26 protein-coding genes and 6 tRNA genes are annotated in these 22,858 nt (G+C 52.8%); 21 read left to right on the forward strand and 11 right to left on the reverse strand.

The window, feature by feature from the left end; all coding sequences use genetic code 11:
* Positions 1 to 37: 37 nt before the first annotated feature.
* Both cmpA and QMO62_RS20765 read right to left on the reverse strand, forming a co-directional pair.
* Positions 38 to 193 carry a cortex morphogenetic protein CmpA gene (gene cmpA / locus QMO62_RS20760; RefSeq protein WP_284643881.1) on the reverse strand — a complete coding sequence of 52 codons (156 nt, stop codon included), beginning with the start codon at positions 191 to 193 and terminating at the stop codon, positions 38 to 40.
* 106 nt (positions 194 to 299) lie between these two features.
* Complete coding sequence (locus tag QMO62_RS20765) at positions 300 to 656, reverse strand: hydrolase/acyltransferase (RefSeq protein ID WP_284643882.1); 357 nt, start codon at positions 654 to 656, stop codon at positions 300 to 302.
* Between the two features lie 180 nt (positions 657 to 836).
* On the opposite strand from QMO62_RS20765, the gene QMO62_RS20770 reads away from it, so the two are divergent.
* The 10 genes from QMO62_RS20770 (at position 837) to QMO62_RS20815 (ending at position 5,160) form a co-directional block, all read left to right on the forward strand.
* Entirely contained in the window at positions 837 to 1,313 is a 477-nt protein-coding gene (locus tag QMO62_RS20770) for a SprT family protein (protein ID WP_284644993.1), read from the forward strand.
* 17 nt (positions 1,314 to 1,330) lie between these two features.
* Positions 1,331 to 1,406, forward strand: a tRNA-Asn gene (locus QMO62_RS20775).
* Positions 1,407 to 1,413: 7 nt separating this feature from the next.
* Positions 1,414 to 1,501 (forward strand) — tRNA-Ser (locus QMO62_RS20780).
* A gap of 588 nt (positions 1,502 to 2,089) precedes the next feature.
* A tRNA-Glu gene (locus tag QMO62_RS20785) sits at positions 2,090 to 2,161 on the forward strand.
* A 148-nt stretch (positions 2,162 to 2,309) separates the two neighbouring features.
* Positions 2,310 to 2,382, forward strand: a tRNA-Lys gene (locus QMO62_RS20790).
* Positions 2,383 to 2,401: 19 nt separating this feature from the next.
* Positions 2,402 to 2,484 (forward strand) — tRNA-Leu (locus tag QMO62_RS20795).
* A gap of 91 nt (positions 2,485 to 2,575) precedes the next feature.
* Positions 2,576 to 2,658: transfer RNA gene (locus tag QMO62_RS20800), tRNA-Leu, on the forward strand.
* A gap of 31 nt (positions 2,659 to 2,689) precedes the next feature.
* Positions 2,690 to 2,869, forward strand: coding sequence for a putative motility protein (locus QMO62_RS20805; protein ID WP_284643884.1), 180 nt, complete (start codon positions 2,690 to 2,692; stop codon positions 2,867 to 2,869).
* Positions 2,870 to 2,948: 79 nt separating this feature from the next.
* Positions 2,949 to 3,695 (forward strand): glycerophosphodiester phosphodiesterase, encoded by a 747-nt coding sequence (locus QMO62_RS20810; RefSeq protein WP_284643886.1) that lies wholly within the window; start codon positions 2,949 to 2,951, stop codon positions 3,693 to 3,695.
* A gap of 61 nt (positions 3,696 to 3,756) precedes the next feature.
* A complete protein-coding gene (locus QMO62_RS20815) occupies positions 3,757 to 5,160 on the forward strand; it encodes an S-layer homology domain-containing protein (RefSeq protein WP_284643889.1) in 1,404 nt (467 codons plus the stop codon).
* A gap of 50 nt (positions 5,161 to 5,210) precedes the next feature.
* Here the strand turns inward: QMO62_RS20815 and QMO62_RS20820 are convergent, their stop codons facing one another.
* A complete protein-coding gene (locus QMO62_RS20820) occupies positions 5,211 to 5,645 on the reverse strand; it encodes a DUF2621 domain-containing protein (protein WP_284643890.1) in 435 nt (144 codons plus the stop codon).
* Between the two features lie 125 nt (positions 5,646 to 5,770).
* Between QMO62_RS20820 and QMO62_RS20825 the strand changes: the two genes are divergently transcribed.
* The 4 genes from QMO62_RS20825 (at position 5,771) to nirD (ending at position 10,950) form a co-directional block, all read left to right on the forward strand.
* Positions 5,771 to 6,898: a deoxyribonuclease IV gene (locus tag QMO62_RS20825; protein WP_284643892.1), complete on the forward strand. Its 1,128-nt coding sequence runs from the start codon at positions 5,771 to 5,773 to the stop codon at positions 6,896 to 6,898.
* Between the two features lie 66 nt (positions 6,899 to 6,964).
* Positions 6,965 to 7,825, forward strand: coding sequence for a formyltetrahydrofolate deformylase (purU, locus tag QMO62_RS20830; protein WP_372516689.1), 861 nt, complete (start codon positions 6,965 to 6,967; stop codon positions 7,823 to 7,825).
* A 299-nt stretch (positions 7,826 to 8,124) separates the two neighbouring features.
* Positions 8,125 to 10,566 carry a nitrite reductase large subunit NirB gene (gene nirB, locus QMO62_RS20835; RefSeq protein WP_284643896.1) on the forward strand — a complete coding sequence of 814 codons (2,442 nt, stop codon included), beginning with the start codon at positions 8,125 to 8,127 and terminating at the stop codon, positions 10,564 to 10,566.
* Between the two features lie 54 nt (positions 10,567 to 10,620).
* Positions 10,621 to 10,950 (forward strand): nitrite reductase small subunit NirD, encoded by a 330-nt coding sequence (nirD, locus tag QMO62_RS20840; protein ID WP_284644994.1) that lies wholly within the window; start codon positions 10,621 to 10,623, stop codon positions 10,948 to 10,950.
* A gap of 47 nt (positions 10,951 to 10,997) precedes the next feature.
* Here the strand turns inward: nirD and QMO62_RS20845 are convergent, their stop codons facing one another.
* Positions 10,998 to 11,435 carry a hypothetical protein gene (locus QMO62_RS20845; RefSeq protein ID WP_284643898.1) on the reverse strand — a complete coding sequence of 146 codons (438 nt, stop codon included), beginning with the start codon at positions 11,433 to 11,435 and terminating at the stop codon, positions 10,998 to 11,000.
* Entirely contained in the window at positions 11,432 to 12,562 is a 1,131-nt protein-coding gene (locus QMO62_RS20850) for a GGDEF domain-containing protein (RefSeq protein WP_284643900.1), read from the reverse strand. The genes QMO62_RS20845 and QMO62_RS20850 overlap by 4 nt, the downstream gene beginning before the upstream one ends.
* Before the next feature lie 326 nt (positions 12,563 to 12,888).
* On the opposite strand from QMO62_RS20850, the gene tkt reads away from it, so the two are divergent.
* Together tkt and ppnP are read left to right on the forward strand one after the other, a co-directional pair.
* Positions 12,889 to 14,895 (forward strand): transketolase, encoded by a 2,007-nt coding sequence (tkt, locus tag QMO62_RS20855; protein WP_284643902.1) that lies wholly within the window; start codon positions 12,889 to 12,891, stop codon positions 14,893 to 14,895.
* Between the two features lie 23 nt (positions 14,896 to 14,918).
* Positions 14,919 to 15,236 (forward strand): pyrimidine/purine nucleoside phosphorylase, encoded by a 318-nt coding sequence (ppnP, locus tag QMO62_RS20860; RefSeq protein WP_284643903.1) that lies wholly within the window; start codon positions 14,919 to 14,921, stop codon positions 15,234 to 15,236.
* 277 nt (positions 15,237 to 15,513) lie between these two features.
* On the opposite strand, the gene QMO62_RS20870 is transcribed toward ppnP, so the two are convergent.
* Entirely contained in the window at positions 15,514 to 16,773 is a 1,260-nt protein-coding gene (locus tag QMO62_RS20870) for an NAD(P)-binding domain-containing protein (protein ID WP_348651711.1), read from the reverse strand.
* 130 nt (positions 16,774 to 16,903) lie between these two features.
* Between QMO62_RS20870 and QMO62_RS20875 the strand changes: the two genes are divergently transcribed.
* The 3 genes from QMO62_RS20875 to QMO62_RS20885 all read left to right on the forward strand — a co-directional run bounded on the left by QMO62_RS20875 (position 16,904) and on the right by QMO62_RS20885 (position 19,707).
* Positions 16,904 to 18,259, forward strand: a complete 1,356-nt coding sequence (locus QMO62_RS20875; RefSeq protein WP_284643905.1) for a glucose-6-phosphate isomerase — start codon at positions 16,904 to 16,906, stop codon at positions 18,257 to 18,259.
* 91 nt (positions 18,260 to 18,350) lie between these two features.
* A complete protein-coding gene (locus tag QMO62_RS20880; protein ID WP_284644995.1) occupies positions 18,351 to 19,001 on the forward strand; it encodes a YigZ family protein in 651 nt (216 codons plus the stop codon).
* 109 nt (positions 19,002 to 19,110) lie between these two features.
* Positions 19,111 to 19,707 (forward strand): TetR/AcrR family transcriptional regulator, encoded by a 597-nt coding sequence (locus QMO62_RS20885; RefSeq protein WP_284643906.1) that lies wholly within the window; start codon positions 19,111 to 19,113, stop codon positions 19,705 to 19,707.
* 94 nt (positions 19,708 to 19,801) lie between these two features.
* Here the strand turns inward: QMO62_RS20885 and QMO62_RS20890 are convergent, their stop codons facing one another.
* Positions 19,802 to 20,206 carry a secondary thiamine-phosphate synthase enzyme YjbQ gene (locus QMO62_RS20890; RefSeq protein WP_284643908.1) on the reverse strand — a complete coding sequence of 135 codons (405 nt, stop codon included), beginning with the start codon at positions 20,204 to 20,206 and terminating at the stop codon, positions 19,802 to 19,804.
* A 124-nt stretch (positions 20,207 to 20,330) separates the two neighbouring features.
* Here QMO62_RS20890 and QMO62_RS20895 point away from each other — a divergent pair, with 124 nt between their 5' ends.
* Together QMO62_RS20895 and QMO62_RS20900 are read left to right on the forward strand one after the other, a co-directional pair.
* The gene (locus tag QMO62_RS20895; RefSeq protein ID WP_284643909.1) at positions 20,331 to 20,552 is read left to right on the forward strand and encodes a DUF1128 domain-containing protein; all 222 of its coding nucleotides are present in this window, start codon (positions 20,331 to 20,333) and stop codon (positions 20,550 to 20,552) included.
* Between the two features lie 127 nt (positions 20,553 to 20,679).
* Positions 20,680 to 20,982, forward strand: coding sequence for a hypothetical protein (locus tag QMO62_RS20900; protein ID WP_284643911.1), 303 nt, complete (start codon positions 20,680 to 20,682; stop codon positions 20,980 to 20,982).
* Between the two features lie 107 nt (positions 20,983 to 21,089).
* Here QMO62_RS20900 and QMO62_RS20905 read toward each other — a convergent pair whose 3' ends face one another.
* The 4 genes from QMO62_RS20905 to QMO62_RS20920 all read right to left on the reverse strand — a co-directional run bounded on the left by QMO62_RS20905 (position 21,090) and on the right by QMO62_RS20920 (position 22,823).
* Positions 21,090 to 21,254: a hypothetical protein gene (locus QMO62_RS20905; RefSeq protein ID WP_284643912.1), complete on the reverse strand. Its 165-nt coding sequence runs from the start codon at positions 21,252 to 21,254 to the stop codon at positions 21,090 to 21,092.
* A gap of 70 nt (positions 21,255 to 21,324) precedes the next feature.
* Positions 21,325 to 21,705: a c-type cytochrome gene (locus QMO62_RS20910; protein WP_284643915.1), complete on the reverse strand. Its 381-nt coding sequence runs from the start codon at positions 21,703 to 21,705 to the stop codon at positions 21,325 to 21,327.
* A gap of 111 nt (positions 21,706 to 21,816) precedes the next feature.
* Complete coding sequence (locus QMO62_RS20915; protein WP_284643916.1) at positions 21,817 to 22,365, reverse strand: histidine phosphatase family protein; 549 nt, start codon at positions 22,363 to 22,365, stop codon at positions 21,817 to 21,819.
* Positions 22,362 to 22,823, reverse strand: coding sequence for a DinB family protein (locus tag QMO62_RS20920; protein WP_284643918.1), 462 nt, complete (start codon positions 22,821 to 22,823; stop codon positions 22,362 to 22,364). The genes QMO62_RS20915 and QMO62_RS20920 overlap by 4 nt, the downstream gene beginning before the upstream one ends.
* Positions 22,824 to 22,858 lie beyond the last annotated feature (35 nt).

Raw genomic sequence — 22,858 nt, forward strand, 5'->3', positions numbered from 1 at the left:
AGCTCCCTTTCGTCTGGCTTATGCTCTATTGTCGTTGTTAGAGTGGCGTTTGTGACGTAGTGGATTCCGTCTCGGCTTTGGTGTCGTTCTTTCGTGTCCGATAGAAATACCAGCAATCGTTCAATAGGCGAATCTGGCGGCGATTTTTATTGTAGAAGGCACGCATCAGTTGATTGCAAAGCCATTGCGGCACGCGGACCAGCCCCTTTCCCTTCCCAGCTCTATACCCGTTGATAACAATAGCATATGGGCGGATAGGAGGTCAGGTGCAGGTCCCAAGGGATTAATCTATGCTAGAATTAAGCAAAATCCTCTTCTTCCTCGTACCATTGCTCCAGCTGCGCCTGCAAAGCGCGAATTTCGGTGAGCAGCGAGACAAGAGGGTATTCTTTTTCCTGAATCGAAGCAAAGGTCGTCTCCAGCTGATTGATATACTCTAAACCGTGGTGCAGCCGATAGCTGGGATGAACGATATCCAAATTATCGAATTCCGCTATCACAGTAGGAAGGGGCGGGACGTTCGATGCGGTAAGCTTTTCCACTTCCTTATGCAGCCTCTTATTCAGGGCTGTCAGCTGATACATATGGGATGCCGGAAGCTCGACGAACTCGATGCTGTCTTGAAGCTGGAGTAGTGCGTATCTCATTTTGGACATGGCGTTGGATGGGACTCCTCTCTTTCTCTTCGCAGGGCGGATGCCGTGTGTCAGAGATTTCTACTTGACAGTGTAGCCCAAGGTGCGGTTACAATTCAAGTGAGAAATCCATGGATCATTACAAATAGCTGCTGCGTGCAACCGGAAAAGCGCGGCGGCGGAAACAGGTGGGAAGACATGATGGATGACCGGCAGCTGCAGCTGTGGGTAGAGAAAATATCGCTATCGTCGTTCGGTCGGCCTTTTCAGCATCAAGCACGGTTCAATCGCAGGCTGACGGCAACGGGCGGACGCTACTTTACCCGGACTCATGATATTGAGATCAGTTGGGCGCAGTATGAGCAATTCGGAGCCGAGGATGTAGAGAAAATCATTAAACATGAGCTTTGCCATTATCATTTGCATCTGATGAAGCGGGGATACCAGCATCGGGATTCGGATTTTCAAAATCTGCTTGCCCAGGTAGGCGGTACGCGGTATTGCCAATCACTGCCTGCGTCGATGAAGCGCAAGGAGCCTTACCGGTACAAGCTGGTCTGCATGAGCTGCAAGGTGGAATATATGCGTAAACGCAAGCTCGACCCGACCAAGTATGCTTGCGGCAAATGCCGCGGGAAACTGAAGCTATATGCACTTGACTTACAGAAAAATTCATGATAAATTAATTAAACCGTTCCCTGATAGCTCAGTTGGTAGAGCACTCGACTGTTAATCGAGTTGTCACAGGTTCGAGTCCTGTTCGGGGAGCCATTATCTTGGAGAGATACCCAAGTGGCTCAAGGGGACCCTCTGCTAAGGGGTTAGACTGCGTAAGTGGTGCGAGGGTTCGAATCCCTCTCTCTCCGTACATAACGAAAAGCTGCCTATGGCAGCTTTTTTCGTTATGTTACGGAGGATAGAGAGGGATTCGACTACCCGAGAAGAGGGGGCGTCGGAGTGGGAGCAGATGCGACCACGGAGTCTCGTGAGGTGAAACCGCGAGTATCCCTCTCTCTCCGTACATAACGAAAAGCTGCCTATATGGCAGCTTTTTTCGTTATGTACGGAGACTAGAGAGGAGAAGAGGTATGGGAGCCGTATAAATTGAGGGTAGCCCGAGGCTGAGAAGGGACTAACTGTAAATCATACAGTTATGATCAATGGAAACGCCTGTTCCGATGTAAATAGATGCAGAAGCTAACGTTAAATTCACTTTTTTTACCTCAATACTCTACAGTAGGCTATTTTAGCTGCACACAATCCAGGTAAGCAATCAATAAGCCTTCAAGCATCAAGAAATAACTGTACAAATTACAGCTCTGCCCGACATTAGGACATCCGAGCCTCATCGACAACAGTCATTTTTTTACATCAAAAAAAGACTTGCCAAGCTATAGCCTATTCGCTATAATAACACTTGTCGCCAAAAAGAGCGACAGTTCGACATGACGCACGGCCCGTTGGTCAAGGGGTTAAGACACCTCCCTTTCACGGAGGTAACAGGGGTTCGAATCCCCTACGGGTCATAGCATTACCCTGTTTTTAATGAGAACCGGCGGGTTCGTCGAAGCGACACTTCGTTAGCGATACTTCGCAGTCTCGAAGCGTAGCGGAGAGCATCCCCTACGGGTCACCATTTTCATCCATGCAGGGCATGCGATGTCCTTTGTATAAGAGCCATTAGCTCAGTCGGTAGAGCACCTGACTTTTAATCAGGGTGTCGTAGGTTCGAGTCCTACATGGCTCATGTTTATAACCTAATCCTTGCGGTTGTGGTGGAATGGCAGACACGCTATCTTGAGGGGGTAGTGGGCGTACGCTCGTGGAGGTTCGAGTCCTCTCAACCGCATAAAGACCCGTTCACTTTTGTGGGCGGGTTTTTCCTTTTGCGCGGTCTTTACTCCTATCAACAAAACGGATATAATAAAGAAGTACGTCACGCGGTTGTGGTGGAATGGCAGACACGCTATCTTGAGGGGGTAGTGGGCTTACGCCCGTGGAGGTTCGAGTCCTCTCAACCGCATATTACATAACTTACGAATCGGGTGATCCGGTTGAATATCAACGGCGCATTGAATGCAGCCTCCAGCGGAGACGCATTGAAGCAAGCGATCGGCATTACGTTATTGAATCGCGTAAAGGATACGCAGGCTGCTCAGGCGGCGACGCTGCTTCAGGATTTCGCAGCAGCACAGCATCCTTACCTTGGAAAGCAATTGGATATTAAAGTGTAGTAAGAGCAAGCTCCATGCCTATAGCGTGGGGCTTTTCTGTGTTTATCCAACCATTTCACGTAACAGGAGGAACTTTGTTATGAGTACTATGCCTTATCAACGCCCCCTCATTATCGGTCACCGCGGCGCCGCGGGAGAGGCCCCGGAGAACACGCTGACCTCTTTCCAGCTGGCGATGGAGCAAGGGGCGGACATGCTGGAGCTTGATGTGCATTTGACCAAGGACGGCGAAATCATCGTATGCCATGACGAAACGGTCAACCGCACGACGAACGGCAGCGGAGCCATTACTGAGCTCAGGGTGGATGAACTGCAGATGCTGGATGCCGGAAGCTGGTTCCATGAGCGCTTCGCCGGTGAGCGGCTGCCGACGCTGCAGCAGGTGTTCGAGCAGGTTCCTTCCCGCATCAAGATCAACGTAGAGGTGAAGTGCTTGTACAGCACGGCTCTTTCGGAACGGCTTCGGGAGCTTGTGCAGCAGTATGATCGATGGGACAGTGTGGTCCTCTCCGGCTTCAGTCATAAGCTGCTTTATCAGCTGAAGCAGGATGAGCCGCGGTTTTCCGTAGGCCTTTTATATTGCAGTGATTTCGTCCAGCACCGCCTTGCAGCGGAAGCGTCCGGCATGCCTGTGTATTCGCTTCATCCGTTCCATATGTTGATTCAGCCGGAGGATATTGCTGATTTGAACGCCCATGGCATTCAAACCTATCCGTATACGGTGAACCAGGAGACGCATATGCGCAGACTGATTGATGCCGGAGTATCGGGGATTATCACGGATTACCCGGCTAGATTGAAGGAGCTCTTGGAAGAATATGAATAATGGTTAACAAATTGAGCCTCGGCATCCGATAAAGTAAGGGAGATGGGAGGTTTTAGAATCAATGAAATGGTATAGCTTTAAAAGGATACGCGCAGTAACGATTGGATTGTCTCTCGCACTGATGTTCTCGGCGGCCCCTGTGCCTCAGGCGAAGGCTGCCACTCCATTTATAGATGTAGACTCGCAAAGGTACGCCTGGGCTGAGCCGTCGATCAATACGATGTCGGCGAAGCAAATCCTGGTCGGGTATCCTGACGGCACCTTCCGGCCGGATCAGCCGGTGACGAAAGCGGAATGGACGATGATGGTGTATCGGCTGTTTGACTTCTACCGTCCGAATCAGCTTTCGTATTCCTCCAAAAGGCTGCCGCCATTCCAGGATGTCCCGGAGCTGCATTGGGCGGCTAAGCCTATTGCGGAAATCTACGACCGCAGCTTCGAATATGGCGGATACGGGGTGGATGACAGCGGACAGCTGGCGTTTCGGCCGGATAAGAAGCTGACGCGGCTGCAGCTGGCGAATATGCTGTACTCTTTCTTCGATAATAAGCTGCTGAATGAAAAGCTCGGGGATAAGCAGGTGTGCACAATGCTTGAAGCCTACCGCGATATTCGGGTGGAGAAATTCACCGAGTCGGGAGCGATCAAGCAGTATGCGGACTCAGAGCGGCGTTACGAGGCCAGCGGCCTGCAGCATGCGGACTCGAATCGGGTGTATCCGGTGCTGCTCTTTGAATTCTACAACGGCGAATGCGATTTCTCCGTGGATCCTCTAACCAAAATCCAAGCCAAAGCTTTAGCCCATTTGCAGTACAATGGGATTTTGACGGCGGATGAGGACGGCTACTTCCGGCCGAATGATCCGGTGACCCGGGCGGAAGCGGTAACCATTCTAGACAGGATTTATCGATACCTTAAGAAAACGGATGCGCTAAAGCGGTTCTCCTCCCTCGATCTGGATGCACAAGGAGGAACGGCTGCACAGCCTGCTCCGAATCCGGGGCAAGCGGCGCCGGGAACGAACACGGGACAACCGTCGTCTCAAGCGCCTTTCAGCTATAATCCGACCTCCAATGTCATCAACAACCCCACATCGGCCACTGGCGGAACGAGCTCGAGTCTTTCGGTCATTAACGTGAGGGATTATTTTGACGATAAGGGCATAATTACCAAGGATATCCAAGCCAATGGGGAAATTGAAACGGCCGTTATCCCGAAGGACCAGAACTACCTGACCATCGGTCTCAAATCTATCGACAAGATTGACCTGTATATCATCCTCGACGGCAAGATTGCTTTCGTGAAGCAGGAGGAGCTGCCGCTTACGCTGGATGTGAGAGGAATTACTACGGTAGGGTTGCGGACGCAGGTGCGCAAAGGTACCCAAACTGTGGGGGGGACGGTTGCCACACTTTCGGTTCAACTGTCTCAAGAAGAGCCGAAGGTGACCAAGCCCAAAAAATAAAAAAGCTGCCCGATCACCTGCTCAGCAGGAGAAATCGGGCAGCTTCTTTTTTACTGCAATAGATGCTTGTATGCAGTGTAGTCGATCTGTTTTTTATCCAGATAAGAGGTCAAGCTCTTGTAATCCCGTTTGGGCGTTGCCAGAATATAGCCTCGGATGCAGTGGTCTTGGGTGATCTGATCTGCTTTGTCCTCCAGCGCGACCTGTCCGATCTTCGCTGCAATGGAGTGCTTCGCAATATCGCGGAACGGCGTCGGCACCGGCTCCACAAGCATGTCTAAGAAAGCCTTCGAATCCTCCGTCCATAGGTGGCGGGAGGAATCTACGTAATGATTTTGCCAATCGAGCGTGGATTTGCCGTCCTCCTTAGGAAGGACCTTCATAAATTTCCGGAACATGAAGTAGCCGCCGATGGACATGAAAGTAATCAGAACAAACACCCAAAAGAAAATAAACCACATAAACCCGTTATTCGTTGCTTCCATGCACGTATTCACCTCGAATCTATTATACCGCATTTTTTCTTCCTAGAAAAAGTACTGCCGAATTCCTAGATTTATTGCCTCTTTCCTAGTAAAATAGAAACAATGAAAGGAGTGATTGTCTCGACATGTTGAAAATCGGATCTCACGTATCATTTTCAGATAAAGGGTTGTTGAATGCAGCGGAAGAAGCCGTAACTTACGGCTCCAGCACCTTTATGATTTATACCGGAGCCCCTCAGAATACGCGCCGCAAGCCGATCGAAAATCAATTCGTCGAAGAGGGCAAGGCCGTGATGGACAAGCACGGCATCGGAGAAATTATCGTTCATGCTCCGTACATCATTAACCTTGGATCCCACAAAGAGGATACGTTCGAGCTGGCGGTACGCTTCCTGCAGGAGGAGATTCGCCGTACGGATTATTTGGGCGTACGCCAGATCGTGTTGCACCCGGGTGCTTACACCGAAATGGATGTGGAGTACGGCGTTAACCGGATCGCAGAAGGGCTGAATGAAGTGCTGGCCGGCGTGAAGGACACGAACGTGAAGATCGCGCTGGAAACGATGGCCGGCAAAGGAACGGAGATTGGCCGCTCGTTCGAGGAAATCGCGGAGATTATGGAGCGTGTGGAATTTAACGACAGGCTGTCCGTATGTATGGATACGTGCCACATTCACGACGCCGGCTACGACATTGTGAATGATCTCGACGGTGTGCTTGAGCGCTTCGATAAGACGATCGGGCTGGAGCGTATCGGGGTAGTGCACCTGAACGACAGCAAAAATCCGAAGGGCGCGGGCAAGGACCGCCATGCTCCTGTAGGTGCGGGCTGGATCGGGTTTAAGGCAATGCATAGCCTGGTTCACCATGACCAGCTGAAGCATTTGCCTTTCATCCTCGAAACGCCATGGATCGGGAAGCAAGACAACACCCAGCGTCCTATGTACGAGGCGGAGATTGCTCTGCTGAGCGACAATGTGAAGGGCCGCTTCGGGGAAGAGTTCCTGGCCGATGTAGAGAAGCTGAACGCCTTCTTCAAGAAGCAGGAACTGGCGCCGCGGGATTTCGTGCTGCAAACCTGGGAGCTGCTGAAGAACGACGCCAAAGCCAAAAAAGCGGACGGCCGCGAGCCGATGGAGCGCTTGTACGACCTGATAGCTGCGGAGAGCCTGTTCCCGGAGCTGAGCGAGGAGCAGACCAACCAACGCCTGACGGCCTGGTTCGCTTCCGAGCATCTTTTTGCCACTGTGTAATTAAAGGAGAAGACTAGAGACGAAATGATTCCAAATGTAGGTGCTTCTAAAGCTAAGCAAATCAATATGACTAATCGAGCGCGCATGCTCGTATCCTGTCCCGATCAGCCGGGCATCGTTGCCGCGGTATCGCGGTTCCTGTTCGAGCATGGCGCTAATATCATACAGTCCGACCAATATACCATGGAACCGGCGGAGGGCGGATTGTTCTTCATCCGGATCGAATTCGATTTGGAGAACCTGAATGAACAGCGCGAGCAGCTGAAGGCGGATTTCGCCCGGGTGGCCGAGAAGTTTCAGATGAAATGGAGCATTACCCGGGCCAGCCGCAAGAAGCGGTTAGCCATCTTCGTATCGAAGGAGGATCATGCGCTGCTGGAGCTGCTGTGGCACTGGCAATCGGGAGATCTCGATGCGGACATTGCGATGGTCATCAGCAACCACAATGACATGCGCGGCTTGGTAGAGCCCCTTGGCATCCCTTATCATCATATTCCGGTTACGGCGGACACGAAGGCAGAAGCGGAAAAACGTCAGCTGGAGCTGGTGTCGGGTCAAGTGGATGCAGTGGTGCTGGCCCGATATATGCAGATCATTTCGCCGAATTTCATTACCCATTTTCCTAACCGGATTATTAACATCCACCACTCCTTCCTTCCTGCCTTCGTTGGCGGGAAGCCGTATGCGCAGGCTTATAACCGTGGGGTAAAAATCATCGGGGCAACCGCGCATTATGTGACGGAGGAGCTGGACGGCGGTCCGATCATTGAGCAGGACGTACAGCGGGTCAGCCATCGTGACAATGTGGAGGACCTGAAGCGAATCGGCCGGCACATCGAGCGTACGGTGCTGGCTAGAGCTGTGCAGTGGCATGTGGAGGACCGTGTGATTGTGCATGGGAATAAGACGGTAGTGTTTAGTAAGTAATCATAAGTGTAACGGGATCCCTTTCCGGCATTTTGCTGAGAAAGGGATTTTTTTTGTTGTTGCCCAAAGACGAACGGTAACAAGAATATTACATTGGATTGTTCGAGTCTGTCCAACCACAAAGTAAATATGTTAATAAAACTAACATAAAACTATTGAAATTTACGTTTTTATTCGGTATATTTGGGTTAAAGAGAAAACGTGTCATATAATATAACATAAAATACTCGAATGTTGGCGTGGGCTCAAAAATTTTGTTATGGAATATGACGTAAAGTTCGGTGAGGGAGTGGAGAAGGATGAAGAGAAGACTAGTGCTGATAGGTAACGGGATGGCGGGTGTTTGGTGTGTGGAGCATATCCTCAAGCTGGCTCCGCAGCAGTTTGAAGTCACCATTTTCGGCAGTGAGCCGCATCCGAATTATAACCGGATCTTGTTATCCTCCGTTCTGGCGGGCGACTCCAGTATGAAGGACATCGTCCTCAACGACTGGGATTGGTACAAGGACAATCATATTCATTTCCATGCAGGGCATACGGTCACGAAGATCGATACGGAACGAAAGACCGTTACCTCCGACAAGGGCGTTCAGGTGGAATACGATGAGCTCATCCTGGCAACCGGCTCCCTCCCGTTCATGCTGCCGCTGCCGGGAGCGGATAAGGAAGGGGTTATCGCCTTCCGGGATATTAAAGACTGCGAGACGATGATCGATACCGCCAAGAAGTATAAGAAGGCGGTTGTCATCGGTGGAGGACTGCTCGGGCTGGAAGCGGCCAGGGGGCTCCTGAACTTGAACATGGATGTATCGGTGGTCCACATTTACCGGCATCTGATGGAGCGTCAGCTTGATGAGACTGCAGCGCGCATGCTGCAATCGGAGCTCGAAAGCCAAGGGATGAAATTCTTGCTGGAGAAGCAGACGGAGCAGCTGGTGGGTAAGAGGCGGGTAACGGGAGTGAAGTTCAAGGACGGTACCCTGGCGGAGGCCGATCTGGTCGTCATGGCGGTAGGGATCCGGCCGAATGTGCAGCTGGCCAAGGACAGCGGCATCGAAGTCAACCGCGGGATTGTCGTTGATGATTTTCTGCAAACCAATATTCCGAACGTTTATGCGGTGGGGGAATGTGCGGAGCATCGAGGCATCGCATACGGTCTCGTGGCCCCCCTTTACGAGCAAGGCGATGTGCTGGCGAAGAAGCTGTGCGGCCTGGACTGCGAAGGGTATCAGGGCTCCGTAACCTCGACGAAGCTGAAGGTGTCCGGTGTCGATGTATTCTCCGGAGGTCAATATAACGATGTGCCTGGATCCAAATCGATTAAGTTTCAGGACGAATTCTCCGGTATCTATAAGAAAATCGTCATTCAAAACGGGAAAATCGTAGGCGCCGTCATGTTCGGCGATACGAGCGACAGCTCTCGCATCTTCAAGCTGATTCGTACCGGTGAGGATATTACGGGCCGGGAGAAGGAGGCTGTGCTTGGGGAGGGCTTTGGCCAAAGCGCCAGCGGCGGCGGCTCATCCGTCGCGGCTATGAGCGATGAGGAGATTATCTGCGGCTGTAACGGCGTCTCCAAGGGAACGATCGTGCAGGCCATTAGGGAGAAGGGCCTGACCTCCATAGAGGAGATCAAGGCTTGCACCAATGCTTCAAGGTCCTGCGGAGGCTGTAAGCCGCTGGTAGGCGAGGTGCTGAAGTGCACGCTGGGCGATGATGCGGAAATCACCGTAGGCAAGGAAAGCATCTGCGGCTGCACGACGCTTAGCCGTGACGAGGTAGTGGAAGCCATCCGGTCCATGGAGCTCACGACCGGCAAGGAAGTGCGCAACGTGCTGGGTTGGAGCCATCCCGAGGGCTGTTCGAAGTGTCGTCCTGCCCTGAACTACTATTTGGGGATGGTATGGCCGGAAGAGCACGCGGATGAGCGGGAATCGCGGTTCGTCAATGAGCGGAACCACGCGAACATCCAGCATGATGGGACCTACTCGGTCGTACCGAGAATTTACGGTGGCGTGACCTCCCCGCAGGAGTTGAAACGGATAGCCGAAGTAGCCGAGAAGTATGAGGTGCCTATGGTGAAAATCACAGGAGGCCAGCGGATCGACCTTCTTGGTGTAAAGAAGGAGGATCTGCCGTCTATGTGGGAGGATCTCGATATGCCTTCCGGCTACGCTTACGGCAAAGCGCTCCGCACGGTGAAGACTTGCGTCGGTTCCACCTTCTGCCGCTTCGGTACCCAGGATTCCATTGCGATGGGGATCAAGCTGGAGAAACGCTTCGAGCGGCTGAATACTCCGGCCAAGGTGAAGATGGCGGTGTCCGGCTGTCCGCGGAATTGTGCCGAGTCCGTTATTAAAGATTTCGGTGTGGTAGCGATTGACGGCGGCTGGGAGCTCTATGTAGGAGGAAACGGCGGCGTGAAGGTTAGAGCGGGAGACCTGACTTGGAAGGTAAAGACCGAAGAAGAGGTGGAAGAGTACAGCGCAGCTTTCCTGCAATATTATCGGGAGCATGCGAAGTGGAACGAGCGGACCAGCGAATGGGTGGAGCGGGTTGGACTGGATTCCATCAAGGAGGCGCTGGATACCGAAGAGAAGCGTCAAGCTCTGATTGAGCGCATCAATAAAACACTTAGCCTGACGAAGGATCCTTGGAAGGAAATCACACAGAATCAAGCGCTGCGCTCGATGTTCGAGGCGTTACCCGGGCAGGAGGCTGCCGCGGCGAGGGAGCAGTAAGTTTTTTGCAGGTTATAGATAAAGAAAAGTCATGGAGAGGATAGGTGGATGGAGATGGAACGAATCATGGTCGGTCATGTTTCTGACATTCCGGAGCTTAGGTCGAGAACGGTGACGCTGGATGGCGTGGAAGTGGCGGTGTTCAAGCTGTCGGACGGAAGGATTCGCGCTGTGGAGAACCGCTGTCCGCACAAGGGCGGCAAGCTGTCCGAAGGCATCGTATGCGATACGCATGTCTTTTGCCCGCTGCATGATTGGAAGATCAACCTGAAGAACGGCTTGGTCCAAGCGCCGGACGAAGGCTGTGTGACAACCTATGCGGTAGAGGTAGATGAGCAGGGATACATGCACCTGCTGCTGAAGCCGGAGACGAAGTCGGCCTAATCCGATACAAACAGAGCGAGGCTTCCCATGCTTGGAGGAGGGAAGCCTCAGTTTTTGCGCTTGAGGGTAATACCTGCGCCGATCAGCACCAGGCTGTAAAGGAAATGTCCCGCCAGCCACCAGCCGATCGCTTGGACGTCATACAGATCGGGGACCCGGTCCGAGAGCTGGGCCAAAGGGATGTACAGCAGGGACGGAAGCAGCCCGAGCAGCCAGCCCCAAGTCCAGGGAGAGCGGCTGCCGAGCACAAGACCGACGTAGACGATTCCGAGCAGCAGGGAAACGAGGAGATGAAGGGCAAATTCGAACCATTCCGGAAGCGCCAATACACCTAAGGCGTCAGCGACGGGGAGAAAATCAACGTTCAAGAGCAGAGTATACACTTGGCTGCCTGTAAGCTGTTGAACGGTTCGCAGAAACAAGCCCAGCACCACCCCCGCAGCGAGGCCGAGAGTAAGCCCTTGCACAAGCACGCGCCGGCTCATACCCAATACCTCACGCCCGGTAACGATTCCATGCTGCCGGCGAAGGATTGCACAACGGTCTTGTTCTTGCCGGTGCGCTTGGCTGCATACAGCGCAGCGTCCGCTCCCTTAAACAGAGCCTCCTTGCCTTCCCCCTTCTTATACTCGGCGAGTCCGATGCTCAGAGTGGCTGCTTTCGAATCCAGCTCGGTATGGATGGTGGCCGCCAGCTTTTGGCGGATTTGCTCCACGATCCGGTACGATTCCTCCAGCGTCTTTTCTGTGAAAATAACGGCAAACTCCTCGCCGCCGTAGCGGGCGACAAAATCGTTGGGTGTAATCGTTTCCTTAATTATGTGCGAAACGCGCATTAGGATGATATCTCCTACCCAGTGGCCGTAGGTGTCGTTGATGGTTTTGAAATTGTCGATGTCCAGTACGGCCAATTGCAGGGAAAGAGGATTGCTTTGGTTGTGCTCGATCAGCTTCTCCAGGTATTCGTGAAAGGTCTTATGGTTGTACATATCCGTCAGGGCGTCCATCTTAGACAGCTTGTCCATAATAATATTCTGTACAAGCAGATCCTGCTTGGCTTCCGTCGCATGCTTCAGATTATTAAGAAGCTCGATCCCGCTGCCGGCAATGGCCAGGGCAATGACGGTAACGCCGGTATATAGAAACAAAATCCCGATGGTATGGACCGGCTCCAGCGTTTGGCGAAGCTCCGGATTTACGGCATATAACAGAGAAAAACAAACGAGAATAAGAGCGAAGGCGAATAAGATTCGATTTTTGTTAAAGGAAAGAACCGATGTCAGAATGGGGAAAATGTAGATGGCCGGGACGATACCGATGGATGGATTGATGAGAATAATCGATGTCGCGTAGATGATCCCGGTTAGAATGAGCAGCCAGTCGCTTTGCATTTTGCGGTAGCGGTAGAGCAGCTCGGCAAGTCCCGTTACGGCGGCCAATCCGAGGGCTTGCAGCAGAAGCATCTCCTTGATATCGGCTGAATCCGGCTTAGCTTCTATATAGTACAGCGTGTATTCCAGAATGACGGTGAGCACGATGGTCAGCCAGTAGAGGTTGAGCATGCTACGATACGTTCGTCTGGTATTCGCAAGTTCCAGCAGCAGTTGGTTCATACATCGACCCCTACCTTAAGTTCTAAAAATACAGGTATTAAGTACTATGTAACTATTCGCTCCCAAAGGTAAAACTCCTTCGGGAATCTTGAACTTTTTTCCATAAAATTTATAAAAAGGGCCGTTCCGGTTTCCTGTGGCAAACTTCTGAAGAGAATGGTACAATAGGTCAAGTACAAAATTTTGCCTAGACGTTTGTGCACACGTGTGCACTGCTGAAGGATAAAAGGCCAGAAGCTCCCCTTATGCTTCGGCATTGCAATAAGCTGATGCTGTATTGCATTGTCGCGGCAAATTCCAATTTACATTGTAGGAGGATAACTACTATGACGGTAACGAACAAATCGATCGAGCAATTATCCGTGGATACGATCCGTACCCTGTCTATCGATGCTGTACAGAAGGCAAATTCCGGTCACCCGGGCATGCCGATGGGCGCGGCGCCGATGGGGTATCAATTGTATGCGAAGCTGATGACGCACAATCCGGAGCAGCCGGAGTGGATCAACCGCGATCGCTTCGTATTGTCCGCCGGCCACGGCTCCATGTTACTATACAGCCTTCTTCACCTTGCAGGATACGACCTGCCGCTGGAGGAACTGAAAAATTTCCGCCAGTGGGGCAGCCTAACTCCGGGTCACCCGGAAGTCGGACATACGCCGGGTGTGGATGCCACGACAGGTCCATTGGGACAAGGCTTCGGTATGGCGGTCGGTATGGCGCTGGCTGAGGCGCATCTGGCGTCGGTGTACAACCGCGACCAATTCAAAATCATCGACCATTATACCTATGCGATCTGCGGCGACGGCGACCTGATGGAGGGAATTTCCTCCGAGTCCGCATCCCTTGCAGGACATTTGAAGCTGGGCAAGCTGATTGTGTTGTACGATTCGAACGATATCTCGCTGGACGGCGAGCTGAACCTGAGCTTCTCAGAAAATGTGGCCACCCGTTTCGAAGGCTACGGCTGGCAGGTGCTTCGCGTAGAGGACGGCAACGATCTTGACGCGATCAACAAGGCTGTGCTGGAAGGACAAGCTGACCCTCGTCCGACGCTGATCGAAGTGAAAACCGTCATCGGCTACGGCAGCCCGAACAAAGCAGGCAAGGGCGGTCACGTAGGTCCTCACGGCTCACCGCTTGGCGTAGACGAAGTGGCGCTGACGAAGAAAGCCTACGGCTGGGATGAAAGTCAGCATTTCCATGTGCCGGATGAGGTGCGCGCGCATTTCGCCGAGAAGAAGCAGCAGGGCATTGAGGCTTACAAAGCTTGGAAGAACCAATTCGCCGAGTATGCCAAGGCTTACCCTGAGCTTGCAAAGCAATTTGAAATCGCAGCAAACGGCGATCTGCCTGAGGGCTGGGATAAGGATATTCCTGCAGGCGCTTCGGCTGAGAAGGGTACTCGTACCGCTTCCGGCGTCGTGTTGAACGCGATTGCGAAGAACGTGAAATCCCTCGTAGGCGGCTCGGCGGACCTGGAGTCCTCCACGATGACGCACCTGAAGGATCTGGGCGTGGCAACAGCCAAGGATTACAGCGGCCAGAACATCTACTTCGGCGTGCGCGAATTCGGTATGGGCGCGGCTGTGAACGGGATGCTGCTGCATGGCGGCGTGAAGGTATTCTGCGGCACGTTCTTCGTGTTCTCCGACTACCTGCGTCCGGCTATTCGTCTCGCGGCCATCATGGATGTTCCTGCCATCTACGTATTTACGCATGACAGTATCGGTGTCGGCGAGGACGGTCCTACGCATGAGCCGATCGAGCAGCTGGCTGCGCTTCGCGTGATGCCTAACGTAACGGTGATTCGTCCTGCAGACGGCAACGAGACGGCGGCGGCATGGCGCTATGCGGTAGCGAACAAGAATGGCCCTGTGGCGCTGATCTTCTCCCGTCAAGCGGCTCCGACACTGGAGGGTACGGCTTCGGGCGCATTGGATCGCGGTGCGTATGTATTGTCCGACGCAGCCGGCGGCAAACCGCAGGCGCAAATCCTGGCAACCGGTACGGAAGTGCAGCTCGCGGTAGCGGCTCAGAAGCAGCTGGCTGAAGAAGGAATCGCTGCCCGCGTCATCAGCATCCCAAGCTGGGAGCTGTTCGAGAAGCAATCGCAGGAGTACAAGGACTCCGTATTGCTTCCGGATGTGAAGGCGCGCCTGGCCATCGAGATGGGCGTATCCACCGGCTGGCATCGATATGTTGGCGATCAAGGCGCGGTGCTCGGCATCGACACCTTCGGTGCATCCGCTCCAGGCCCTGTGCTTATTAAAGAGTACGGCTTTACGGTAGAAAACGTGGTTGCTAAAGTGAAGCAGCTGCTGAATAAATAAGAAAGACAAGGGAGAACGAGAATATGTCTCAGTTTGAGAACGTAACGGTAGCCACGAAGGCGAACGTATATTTTGACGGCAAAGTAACGAGCCGCACAGTATTGTTCGCAGACGGCACGAAGAAAACCCTCGGCATTATGATGCCGGGGGAGTATGAATTCGGCACGGACGTCAAAGAAATTATGGAAATTCAACAAGGCGAGCTGAAGGTGCTGCTACCGGACCAAACGGAATGGCTGCAAATCAGCGGCTCGGGTGAGTTCACCGTTCCGGCCGGCAAGAAATTCAAGCTGGAAGTAACAACCGTAACGGATTATATCTGCTCTTACATTCAAGAGTAGCTTAAGACGCGAAATACCCCGCCTAGCCTCATATGAGGTCGGACGGGGTATTTTTGTTTGTAAGGAAATAGCGTGAATAAATCACTCTACAACAGGTGGAGCAGCGCACTTGATAGCAGTAGTGGTAAAAAATCACCTTATAGGAACCCCCATGGGAGGAGATGCTCCTCCATGTGGTCCTATAAGGTGAAGCAATCACTTTAAGGCTATGGCTGAGGTTCAGTTTAAGGGCTGTAACGCTACAAAATCACCTTACCACTAGCAAGCATGCATCAGCCTACTCCGATTTCATTCGAATGTATTCCTCCAGCTTCAGCCGCACATAAGGCGGAAGCCCGGAAAGCATACAGCCGTATCGGAACTGGCCTTTGTCATCATGCTCAATGCGGATGATTCTGGCGGTGATCGGAGGCAATCCGGCTTCCGGCTGGAAGTGAATGACAACAAACATGTCCTGCGCAAGCGGGAACGAGGACACGATCTGAATGCCGCTTTCGGACAAGTCCACGAGGGTGGCATCCAGTGTCTGGCCCGAGAAGGAGCCCTCTTGCTCCCACTGATAGACCGACAGATGAAGCTTGATATTCAGTTGAATCCTTGTGCTGCGGCGCCGATCTTGAACGGAGCCCTTCCCAGCCGGTTGTTCCGGCTTGCCGCCTACCTGCTCGCTCATCCAGTCCTCATAGCACTGAACGACGGAGCAGAGGTCCTCATCCCCGAGTCCCTTGGCAAGGCCCATCTGGAAGATGCTTGTCGCCGCGCGCAGCATCGGGGAAGGCAGCTGATAGCCGTTCGCTACGTTGCCCGCAAGCAGCAGGTCCTTCAGCATAAGCTGGAGGGAGAATTGATTGCTGAAATCCCGGTTGATGATCTTGCTGCCCTTAAGCTCCGCCTGTCGGCTGTTCGCTCCCCCGGCCAGCACGATATCCAGGAAATCGGCCGCATTCAAGCCCGCCTTGGTGACCATCGACAGCCCTTCTACCAGACCAAGCGCATTAATACCCACCATCGTATTATGGGCAAGCTTCGCGTGCGACCCTGAACCGGACGGTCCCATGTACACCAGCTTCCGGCCCATGGCTTCGAAGACGCCGCGGACCTCTTCAATCACTTCCTCGTTTCCGCCGAGCATGAATACCAGTGTTCCGTCCTCCGCGGCCGGCTTGCTTCCGGTCACAGGGGCGTCAATGAAATCGACATCATGCGATAGCAGCTCCTTGTAGAGCTTCCGGCTCGTCTCCGGAGAGACGGTGCTGCAATCGATTACGATTTGGCCGGACCGCAGACCTTGGAGAATTCCTTTTTCCCCGTAAAATGTATCCAGCACGACAGCATCCGTAGACAGCATGGTAATGACGATATCAGCCTGCTTGACCGCATCGGAAGGAGTTACCGCCACCTTGGCCCCAAGGTCCAGCAAATCGACCGCCTTGTCAGCGGTACGGTTATAAACAATCACGGGGTAATGTTTTTTCAACAGATTGGCGGCCATAGGTTTACCCATAGTGCCCAACCCGATAAATGCAACAGTTTTCATCGGACAATCACCTCTTGGGAATATTGTAGCATTTCGGGATAAACATGTGAATGTTCACTTGCTTCCCACAGAGAGTTAAAGTATTCTATTTCTATATAAATACATACCTTTTTAGGAGGAAACCGCGCTTATGAGTAATACATTGCGTTTCGACTACAGCAAGGCCATCGGCTTTATCGGGCAGCATGAGGTGGACTACCTGTCAGAGCAGGTAAAGACGGCGCACGAGCAGCTTCATAATCAAACCGGTGCCGGGAACGACTATCTCGGCTGGATCGATCTGCCTGTGAATTATGATAAAGAAGAGTTCGCCCGCATTCAGCAGGCAGCGAAGCAGATTCAATCCGACTCCGATGCGCTTGTCGTGATCGGGATCGGCGGCTCTTACCTGGGCGCTAGAGCGGCGATCGAGATGCTGTCGCACAGCTTCTACAATTTGCTGCCGAAGGAGCAGCGCAAGACGCCGGCGGTATATTTTGTCGGACAAAATATCAGCTCCACTTACGTAACACACCTGCTTCAATTGCTTGAAGGCAAGGACATTTCGGTAAACGTCATCTCCAAGTCGGGGACGACGACGGAGCCGGCGATTGCCTTCCGTATTTTCCGCGAGTATCTGGAGAAGAAGTACGGCAAGGAAGGCGCGCGCAAGCGCATTTATGCAACGACGGACCAAGCGAAGGGCGCACTTAAGAAGCTGGCGACCGAAGAGGGCTATGAGTCTTTCGTGATCCCGGACGATGTAGGCGGACGTTATTCCGTGCTGACAGCGGTAGGCTTACTGCCGATCGCTACCGCAGGAATCGATATCGAAGCGATGATGAAGGGTGCGGCGGATGCCCGCGAAGCATACTCCAACCCGAATCTGGCCGAGAACGAGGCTTATCAATATGCTGCTGTGCGCAACGCCTTGTACCGCAAGGGCAAGACGGTTGAAATCCTCGTGAACTACGAGCCGTCCTTGCACTACGTTTCCGAATGGTGGAAGCAGCTTTACGGCGAGAGCGAAGGGAAGGACAACAAGGGGATTTACCCTGCTTCCGTGGACTTCTCGACGGATCTGCACTCGATGGGCCAGTTCGTACAGGAAGGCAACCGCATTCTGTTCGAAACGGTTATTCAGGTGGCTGAAGTGCCGGAGCATATTACGATCGGTACGGATCCGCAGGATCTGGACGGGCTGAACTTCCTCAGCGGCAAGACCATGGATTTTGTGAACAAGAAGGCGTTCGAGGGCACCATGCTGGCGCATACGGACGGAGGCGTTCCTAACCTCATCGTTACGCTGCCGGATATGTCTCCCTACACGTTCGGATATATGGTATACTTCTTTGAAAAGGCATGCGGCATCAGCGGCTACCTATTGGGTGTGAATCCGTTCGATCAGCCGGGTGTCGAGGCTTATAAGAAAAATATGTTCGCGCTGCTCGGCAAGCCGGGCTTCGAGAAGGAAAAGGCTGCGCTGGAGGCCAGATTGAACGACTAATCCCGCGCCCTTCGATAAAGCGGTTCATCCCGGCCTTAAGGGGCGGGATGGCTGCTTTTTTTCAAAGGAAGGAGGCTGCTTGGCAAACATCATGCTGAACCAATATAAGACGCTGAAGCAGTTCGGACAAGCGGAAATCGTGATCAAGAAATCACGGTTCATCGGCTATGCCAAGCCCGTGGAATCGGAGGAGGAGGCCGTAGCGTTCATCGAGGGGATCAAGAAGGAGCATTGGAACGCAACGCACAATTGCTCCGCTTATATGATCGGTGAACGGGATCAGATCCAGAAGGCCTCGGATGACGGTGAACCAAGCGGTACCGCAGGAAAGCCGATTCTGGAGGTTATTAAGAATCAGGGACTGAAGAATGTCGTTGTCGTGGTTACCCGATACTTCGGAGGCATTATGCTGGGAGCGGGAGGCTTGATACGCGCCTATACGGATGGGGCCGTTATAGGGATTGCCGCGGCCGAGCCTGTGTACCGGGTGCTGCACCAGGAGGTGCAGGTCGAAATCGACTACACCTGGCACGGTAAGGTGGAGAATGAGCTGCGCAATCGCGGCATGCTGATCGCAGAGACTGCTTTTACCGATAAAGTCACGATTCACTGCTTGCCGCTGGCAGCGGATGCCGAACGATTCACGGCCTGGATGACGGATGTAACGCAAGGGCAAGGAACGATTATTTCAGGAGATGCACGCTATATAGAACATGCCGAGCCCCCGATGCAGCTCACGTGACGGAAGAGAGCAGTTCACTGCATTCACCGTCATACACCCGGAATGGGGCCGGCAGCTTTGTAAATATCAGGATGTCACTACATGGGGAATGTAAGGGGGAGCTGGAGAGGTGGCAAGAAAAGCGGTTGCACAGGAGCTGAGCAGGGAGCGGATTTTGGATGAGGCGAGGCTTTTATTCGTAGAGCACGGGTATCACGCTTTAACGATGCGCAGCATCGCCAAGTCTATGGGCTACAGCCATGGAGCGTTGTATTATCATTTTCGGGAAAAAGCGGAGCTGTTCTACGCGCTGGTAACGGACGACTTTAAGCTGCTGCTGGAGCGGCAAAGGGAAATGCTGAGCCGTACGCGCCTTGGCGACCTGGGGCAGCTGGAGAAGCTGATGCTTGAGTTTATCCGCTTCGGGCTGGAAAATCCGAACCATTACGAAATCATGTTCATGATCAAGGACCCGGAATTGCAGCGGTACTCGAGGACGGAACAGGCACAATGCCTGGAGCTGTTCGCTACGGTCGTCCGGTCGGTGATCGCTCGACAGCCGAAGAACGAGCAGAAGATGTACAGCATGCCATGGAGCCTGTTTATGTCAATGCACGGATTCATCTCTTATAATATTCATTATAACCAAACCTTCGATGACGTGAAGAAGCTCGCGGAATCGCATGTGAAGTATTTATGTGAAGGGCTAAAGGAGCAAGCCGGATAACAACCGCTTGGGTGAGAGCCGTTTTTTTTGCTCCTCTCGCTTTATTGCATTGACGCATGACCGCTGTTAGGCTTCACTGCTTTTGGCTAATGGTCTATTCGGACTTCAATAGCCGAACCAGGCAGGTGCGCTCCCGCGGCCCGTCAAATTCGCAGAAGTAAATTCCTTGCCAGCGGCCGAGCAGCAGCCGGGAGCCGGCGATCAGCACGGTTTGTGAGCTGCCCACGGTCATCGCCTTGAGATGGGAAGCGGTATTGCCTTCGGCATGCCGGTATTTCGGGTGCTCCCAGGGGTATACCTCATCGAGCCGCATCAGGACATCATGCTTCACATCCGGATCGGCATTTTCTTGAATCGTGATGCCTGCGGTCGTATGCGGACAATAGATAACGGCGATGCCCTCCTCAATGTTCTCTTGCTTAAGCAAGTCGTGAATCTGGCGGGTGATCTCGATCATTTCGTCCCGCCTAGTCGTCTTGATGTGAAGCGTATGGATCATGGCTGGATTCCCTCCTTAGGAAGCTTATGTAGCGATTGGGAACATTATATTACAGGAAGCGCCCGTACTCCAAACGTGGTACAATAGAATCTTGATGGATGAGACGAGGAAGGTGGAATTCCCCATGGATTTAACGCAGAACACAATGGAAAATACAGAGTTTATGATCGAGGAAATCAAAAAGAGACTTCGCATGGCGACAGGGGCTGCCCTGAAGGCTGCTGCGCTTGGGGATGAGCAATACGAGGACCTGAGGGACATCTATGACATGGTGTGCAGCAAGAATCAGTTCAGCATCAGTGAGATTGAGGCGATCACCAGCGAGCTCGGTAGACTGCGCAAATAGGTACACACATCCATTGTCGGGGCCTATGGACTACTATACAAGCAACATAGCTGCCGTTTCCGTATGATATAGCGTTACACAACCATTCCAAGGGCGATGCCCGGTGCGAATAGGGAGGTGCACGCATATGCAGAAAGCGGTTCGCAAGAAGGACGTAAAGAAACTTGTTGGCAAGCACATCTATGCTGTACGTAAGGACGGCTCCGTTGTAGAAGGAAAGCTGGTTCGCGTCAGCGGCGGGAAGCTGTTTGTAGCCCAGCGCAAGGGGAAACAAGCTAAGACCTCGGCCATTGCCCCTTTAGTGTTGTTTGACCTGTTGGCCATCGGCACAGCGCCGTACGCTTACGGAGGCTATGGTTATGGCGGTTATGGGTATCCGTATGGGGCCGGTTATGGTTTTGGGGCTCCATATGGAGGATTTTTCTGGTAATTGGATGTAGCAGGGTCATGCAAGGGTCTCTGCCTTCTGCGGAAGGTGGAGGCCTTTTTCGCGCGAAAAAAAAGACGGAACCCACCGTTCCGCCTCTGTTCAGGCAATTAGCTCAATGTGTTGTTTTCCTCTTGAGCCTCATTCGTTTGATTCGCACCTTGCTGAAGCTGGGAGGCGAGGGCTTGTACCTGCTGCTGATCCTGCTCGCTCTCTGCATTGGCTTGCGCCGCGTTCAATCCGTGCTGCACAGTGTTTTGTTGGTTTTCCGCCATCAGTATCACCTCCTCATGACTCTTAAAGTATTCCACAGGATTCCCCGGAAATATCCGTCTGTAAAGCGAATTATTTCTTCGTCAGCAGCCAATCCGTTAACGCGTTGATTTCCTGATCCTTTAGCTTCCCCTTAAAAGCGGGCATCCCATTGCCGCCATTCGTAATGCGTCCCGAGATTTCTTCTCTGGACCTCCGAGCGCCTACCTGCTGAAGATTCGAATTACCGCCCATGCGTCCTTCCAGGTTATCCCCGTGACAGCCCACACAGTTGGCCTTGAAAATAGCCTGCGCATCCGCAGCTGTTGCTGTACCACCGGCCGCTGTACCTCCTCCGGCTGTGCCTCCGCCTGCTGTATTGCCGGCTGGGTTGTTCGTTTTGTTGCCGCCGCATGCCGTCAGCTGGGTAAGCACCAGCACCGTGCACAGGATCGTAGTCCATTTGTTCATCATGAGCACCCTTCCTTTGGATATATCGTGGCTAGCTACTCTTTACAGGATACACAACCACTTTAAGGTTATCCGGGTGCCCGGGTGGAAAATAAAACCAAATGGGGGTGGGCTTTATGTCTTCCAGATGCGTTCGATGAAAGGCAAGCCGGTTCGGCTCGAAAAGGTAAGCCGGTATACATCGGGGTTCGTGAGAGCTTCCCATTCCTTGAAGCCAAACCGGTCGTCATAATACCTCAAGAGAAGGGAAATCAGATTGCCGTGAGAGACAAGCACGCAGTGGGTGAAGCCGCCCTGAAGAACATCTTTGACGACTGATACCGCTCTGTTCATCGCATCACGGCTGGATTCGCCGCCTTCGTAGACGCGTTCCAAATCATCGTAGGTCAAGCGAAGCATTTCACGCCACTGCGGGTGACTGCTGCCGGCCAAGACACGTTCCATCAATCGTTTGTCCGTATACACGGGGAGACGGAGCCGTGCGGCTAACGGTTGAATGGTTTGACGAGCTCTTAAGTACGGGCTGGAGAGGATGTGATCGACTGGTGTATTCAATAATAAATCGGCCAGCTGCAGTGCTTGGAGCTGCCCCTTCTCAGTGAGTACCGCTTCGGGCGCTTGCCCTTCGGCTTGGCCGTGTCGTATGAGATAAATATAGTTCATGGGCGCCGCTTCCCAAGGAATGTATTGATTTGATTACGATGATGCTCATCGTGCTCTGTAAAGATGAGGATAAAGCTCTCATAAGTATAAGGCTGCCCATCTACGGTAAAGTGTGTGATCTCATCGTATTGGACGGCCAGGGCGTCCGTAAGCTGCTTACGCGCGTGAGTCACGTCATCGATCAGCTTGTCAAGTGTAGAGTAATCCTGCGCTAAGACAGCGGCTCTTTGGTTATGCTGTTCGATATCTATGAAGGATAACTTGGCGTCGCTCGCTACATGGGGAAGCATCTCCTCGAGCAGATTCCTGTCCCAGTTCATGATGTGGGTCAGAATCTCACGAGGGGACCATTTGCCTGCTGCTATGGGGTCGCGCCATTGGCCGGCGGCGGTTTCCTTGAGCCTTTTCGCCCAAGGGATGAAGTCATAGAGCTGCTGTATAAGATGATGAGTAGTCATTGGTAGGCTCCTCTCATAATAAGGGTTCATGGGGT

Source organism: Paenibacillus silviterrae, from assembly GCF_030167925.1.
In the GTDB taxonomy this organism is placed as follows: Bacteria; Bacillota; Bacilli; order Paenibacillales; family NBRC-103111; genus Paenibacillus_G; species Paenibacillus_G silviterrae.

Excerpts from the sequence above, each read along its gene's own strand:
- ppnP (WP_284643903.1), top strand. The coding sequence starts at position 14,919 with ATGTCTCAGTTTGAGAACGTAACGGTAGCCACGAAGGCGAACGTATAT.
- QMO62_RS20870 (WP_348651711.1), bottom strand. The coding sequence starts at position 16,773 with ATGAAAACTGTTGCATTTATCGGGTTGGGCACTATGGGTAAACCTATG.
- QMO62_RS20905 (WP_284643912.1), bottom strand. The coding sequence starts at position 21,254 with ATGGCGGAAAACCAACAAAACACTGTGCAGCACGGATTGAACGCGGCG.
- QMO62_RS20820 (WP_284643890.1), bottom strand. The coding sequence starts at position 5,645 with ATGGAAGCAACGAATAACGGGTTTATGTGGTTTATTTTCTTTTGGGTG.
- QMO62_RS20845 (WP_284643898.1), bottom strand. The coding sequence starts at position 11,435 with ATGAGCCGGCGCGTGCTTGTGCAAGGGCTTACTCTCGGCCTCGCTGCG.
- QMO62_RS20810 (WP_284643886.1), top strand. The coding sequence starts at position 2,949 with ATGAGTACTATGCCTTATCAACGCCCCCTCATTATCGGTCACCGCGGC.
- QMO62_RS20770 (WP_284644993.1), top strand. The coding sequence starts at position 837 with ATGGATGACCGGCAGCTGCAGCTGTGGGTAGAGAAAATATCGCTATCG.
- QMO62_RS20815 (WP_284643889.1), top strand. The coding sequence starts at position 3,757 with ATGAAATGGTATAGCTTTAAAAGGATACGCGCAGTAACGATTGGATTG.
- nirD (WP_284644994.1), top strand. The coding sequence starts at position 10,621 with ATGGAACGAATCATGGTCGGTCATGTTTCTGACATTCCGGAGCTTAGG.
- purU (WP_372516689.1), top strand. The coding sequence starts at position 6,965 with ATGACTAATCGAGCGCGCATGCTCGTATCCTGTCCCGATCAGCCGGGC.
- QMO62_RS20910 (WP_284643915.1), bottom strand. The coding sequence starts at position 21,705 with ATGATGAACAAATGGACTACGATCCTGTGCACGGTGCTGGTGCTTACC.
- nirB (WP_284643896.1), top strand. The coding sequence starts at position 8,125 with ATGAAGAGAAGACTAGTGCTGATAGGTAACGGGATGGCGGGTGTTTGG.
- QMO62_RS20850 (WP_284643900.1), bottom strand. The coding sequence starts at position 12,562 with ATGAACCAACTGCTGCTGGAACTTGCGAATACCAGACGAACGTATCGT.
- QMO62_RS20915 (WP_284643916.1), bottom strand. The coding sequence starts at position 22,365 with ATGAACTATATTTATCTCATACGACACGGCCAAGCCGAAGGGCAAGCG.
- tkt (WP_284643902.1), top strand. The coding sequence starts at position 12,889 with ATGACGGTAACGAACAAATCGATCGAGCAATTATCCGTGGATACGATC.
- QMO62_RS20895 (WP_284643909.1), top strand. The coding sequence starts at position 20,331 with ATGGATTTAACGCAGAACACAATGGAAAATACAGAGTTTATGATCGAG.
- QMO62_RS20920 (WP_284643918.1), bottom strand. The coding sequence starts at position 22,823 with ATGACTACTCATCATCTTATACAGCAGCTCTATGACTTCATCCCTTGG.
- QMO62_RS20900 (WP_284643911.1), top strand. The coding sequence starts at position 20,680 with ATGCAGAAAGCGGTTCGCAAGAAGGACGTAAAGAAACTTGTTGGCAAG.
- QMO62_RS20765 (WP_284643882.1), bottom strand. The coding sequence starts at position 656 with ATGTCCAAAATGAGATACGCACTACTCCAGCTTCAAGACAGCATCGAG.
- QMO62_RS20825 (WP_284643892.1), top strand. The coding sequence starts at position 5,771 with ATGTTGAAAATCGGATCTCACGTATCATTTTCAGATAAAGGGTTGTTG.
- QMO62_RS20880 (WP_284644995.1), top strand. The coding sequence starts at position 18,351 with ATGCTGAACCAATATAAGACGCTGAAGCAGTTCGGACAAGCGGAAATC.
- QMO62_RS20875 (WP_284643905.1), top strand. The coding sequence starts at position 16,904 with ATGAGTAATACATTGCGTTTCGACTACAGCAAGGCCATCGGCTTTATC.
- QMO62_RS20890 (WP_284643908.1), bottom strand. The coding sequence starts at position 20,206 with ATGATCCATACGCTTCACATCAAGACGACTAGGCGGGACGAAATGATC.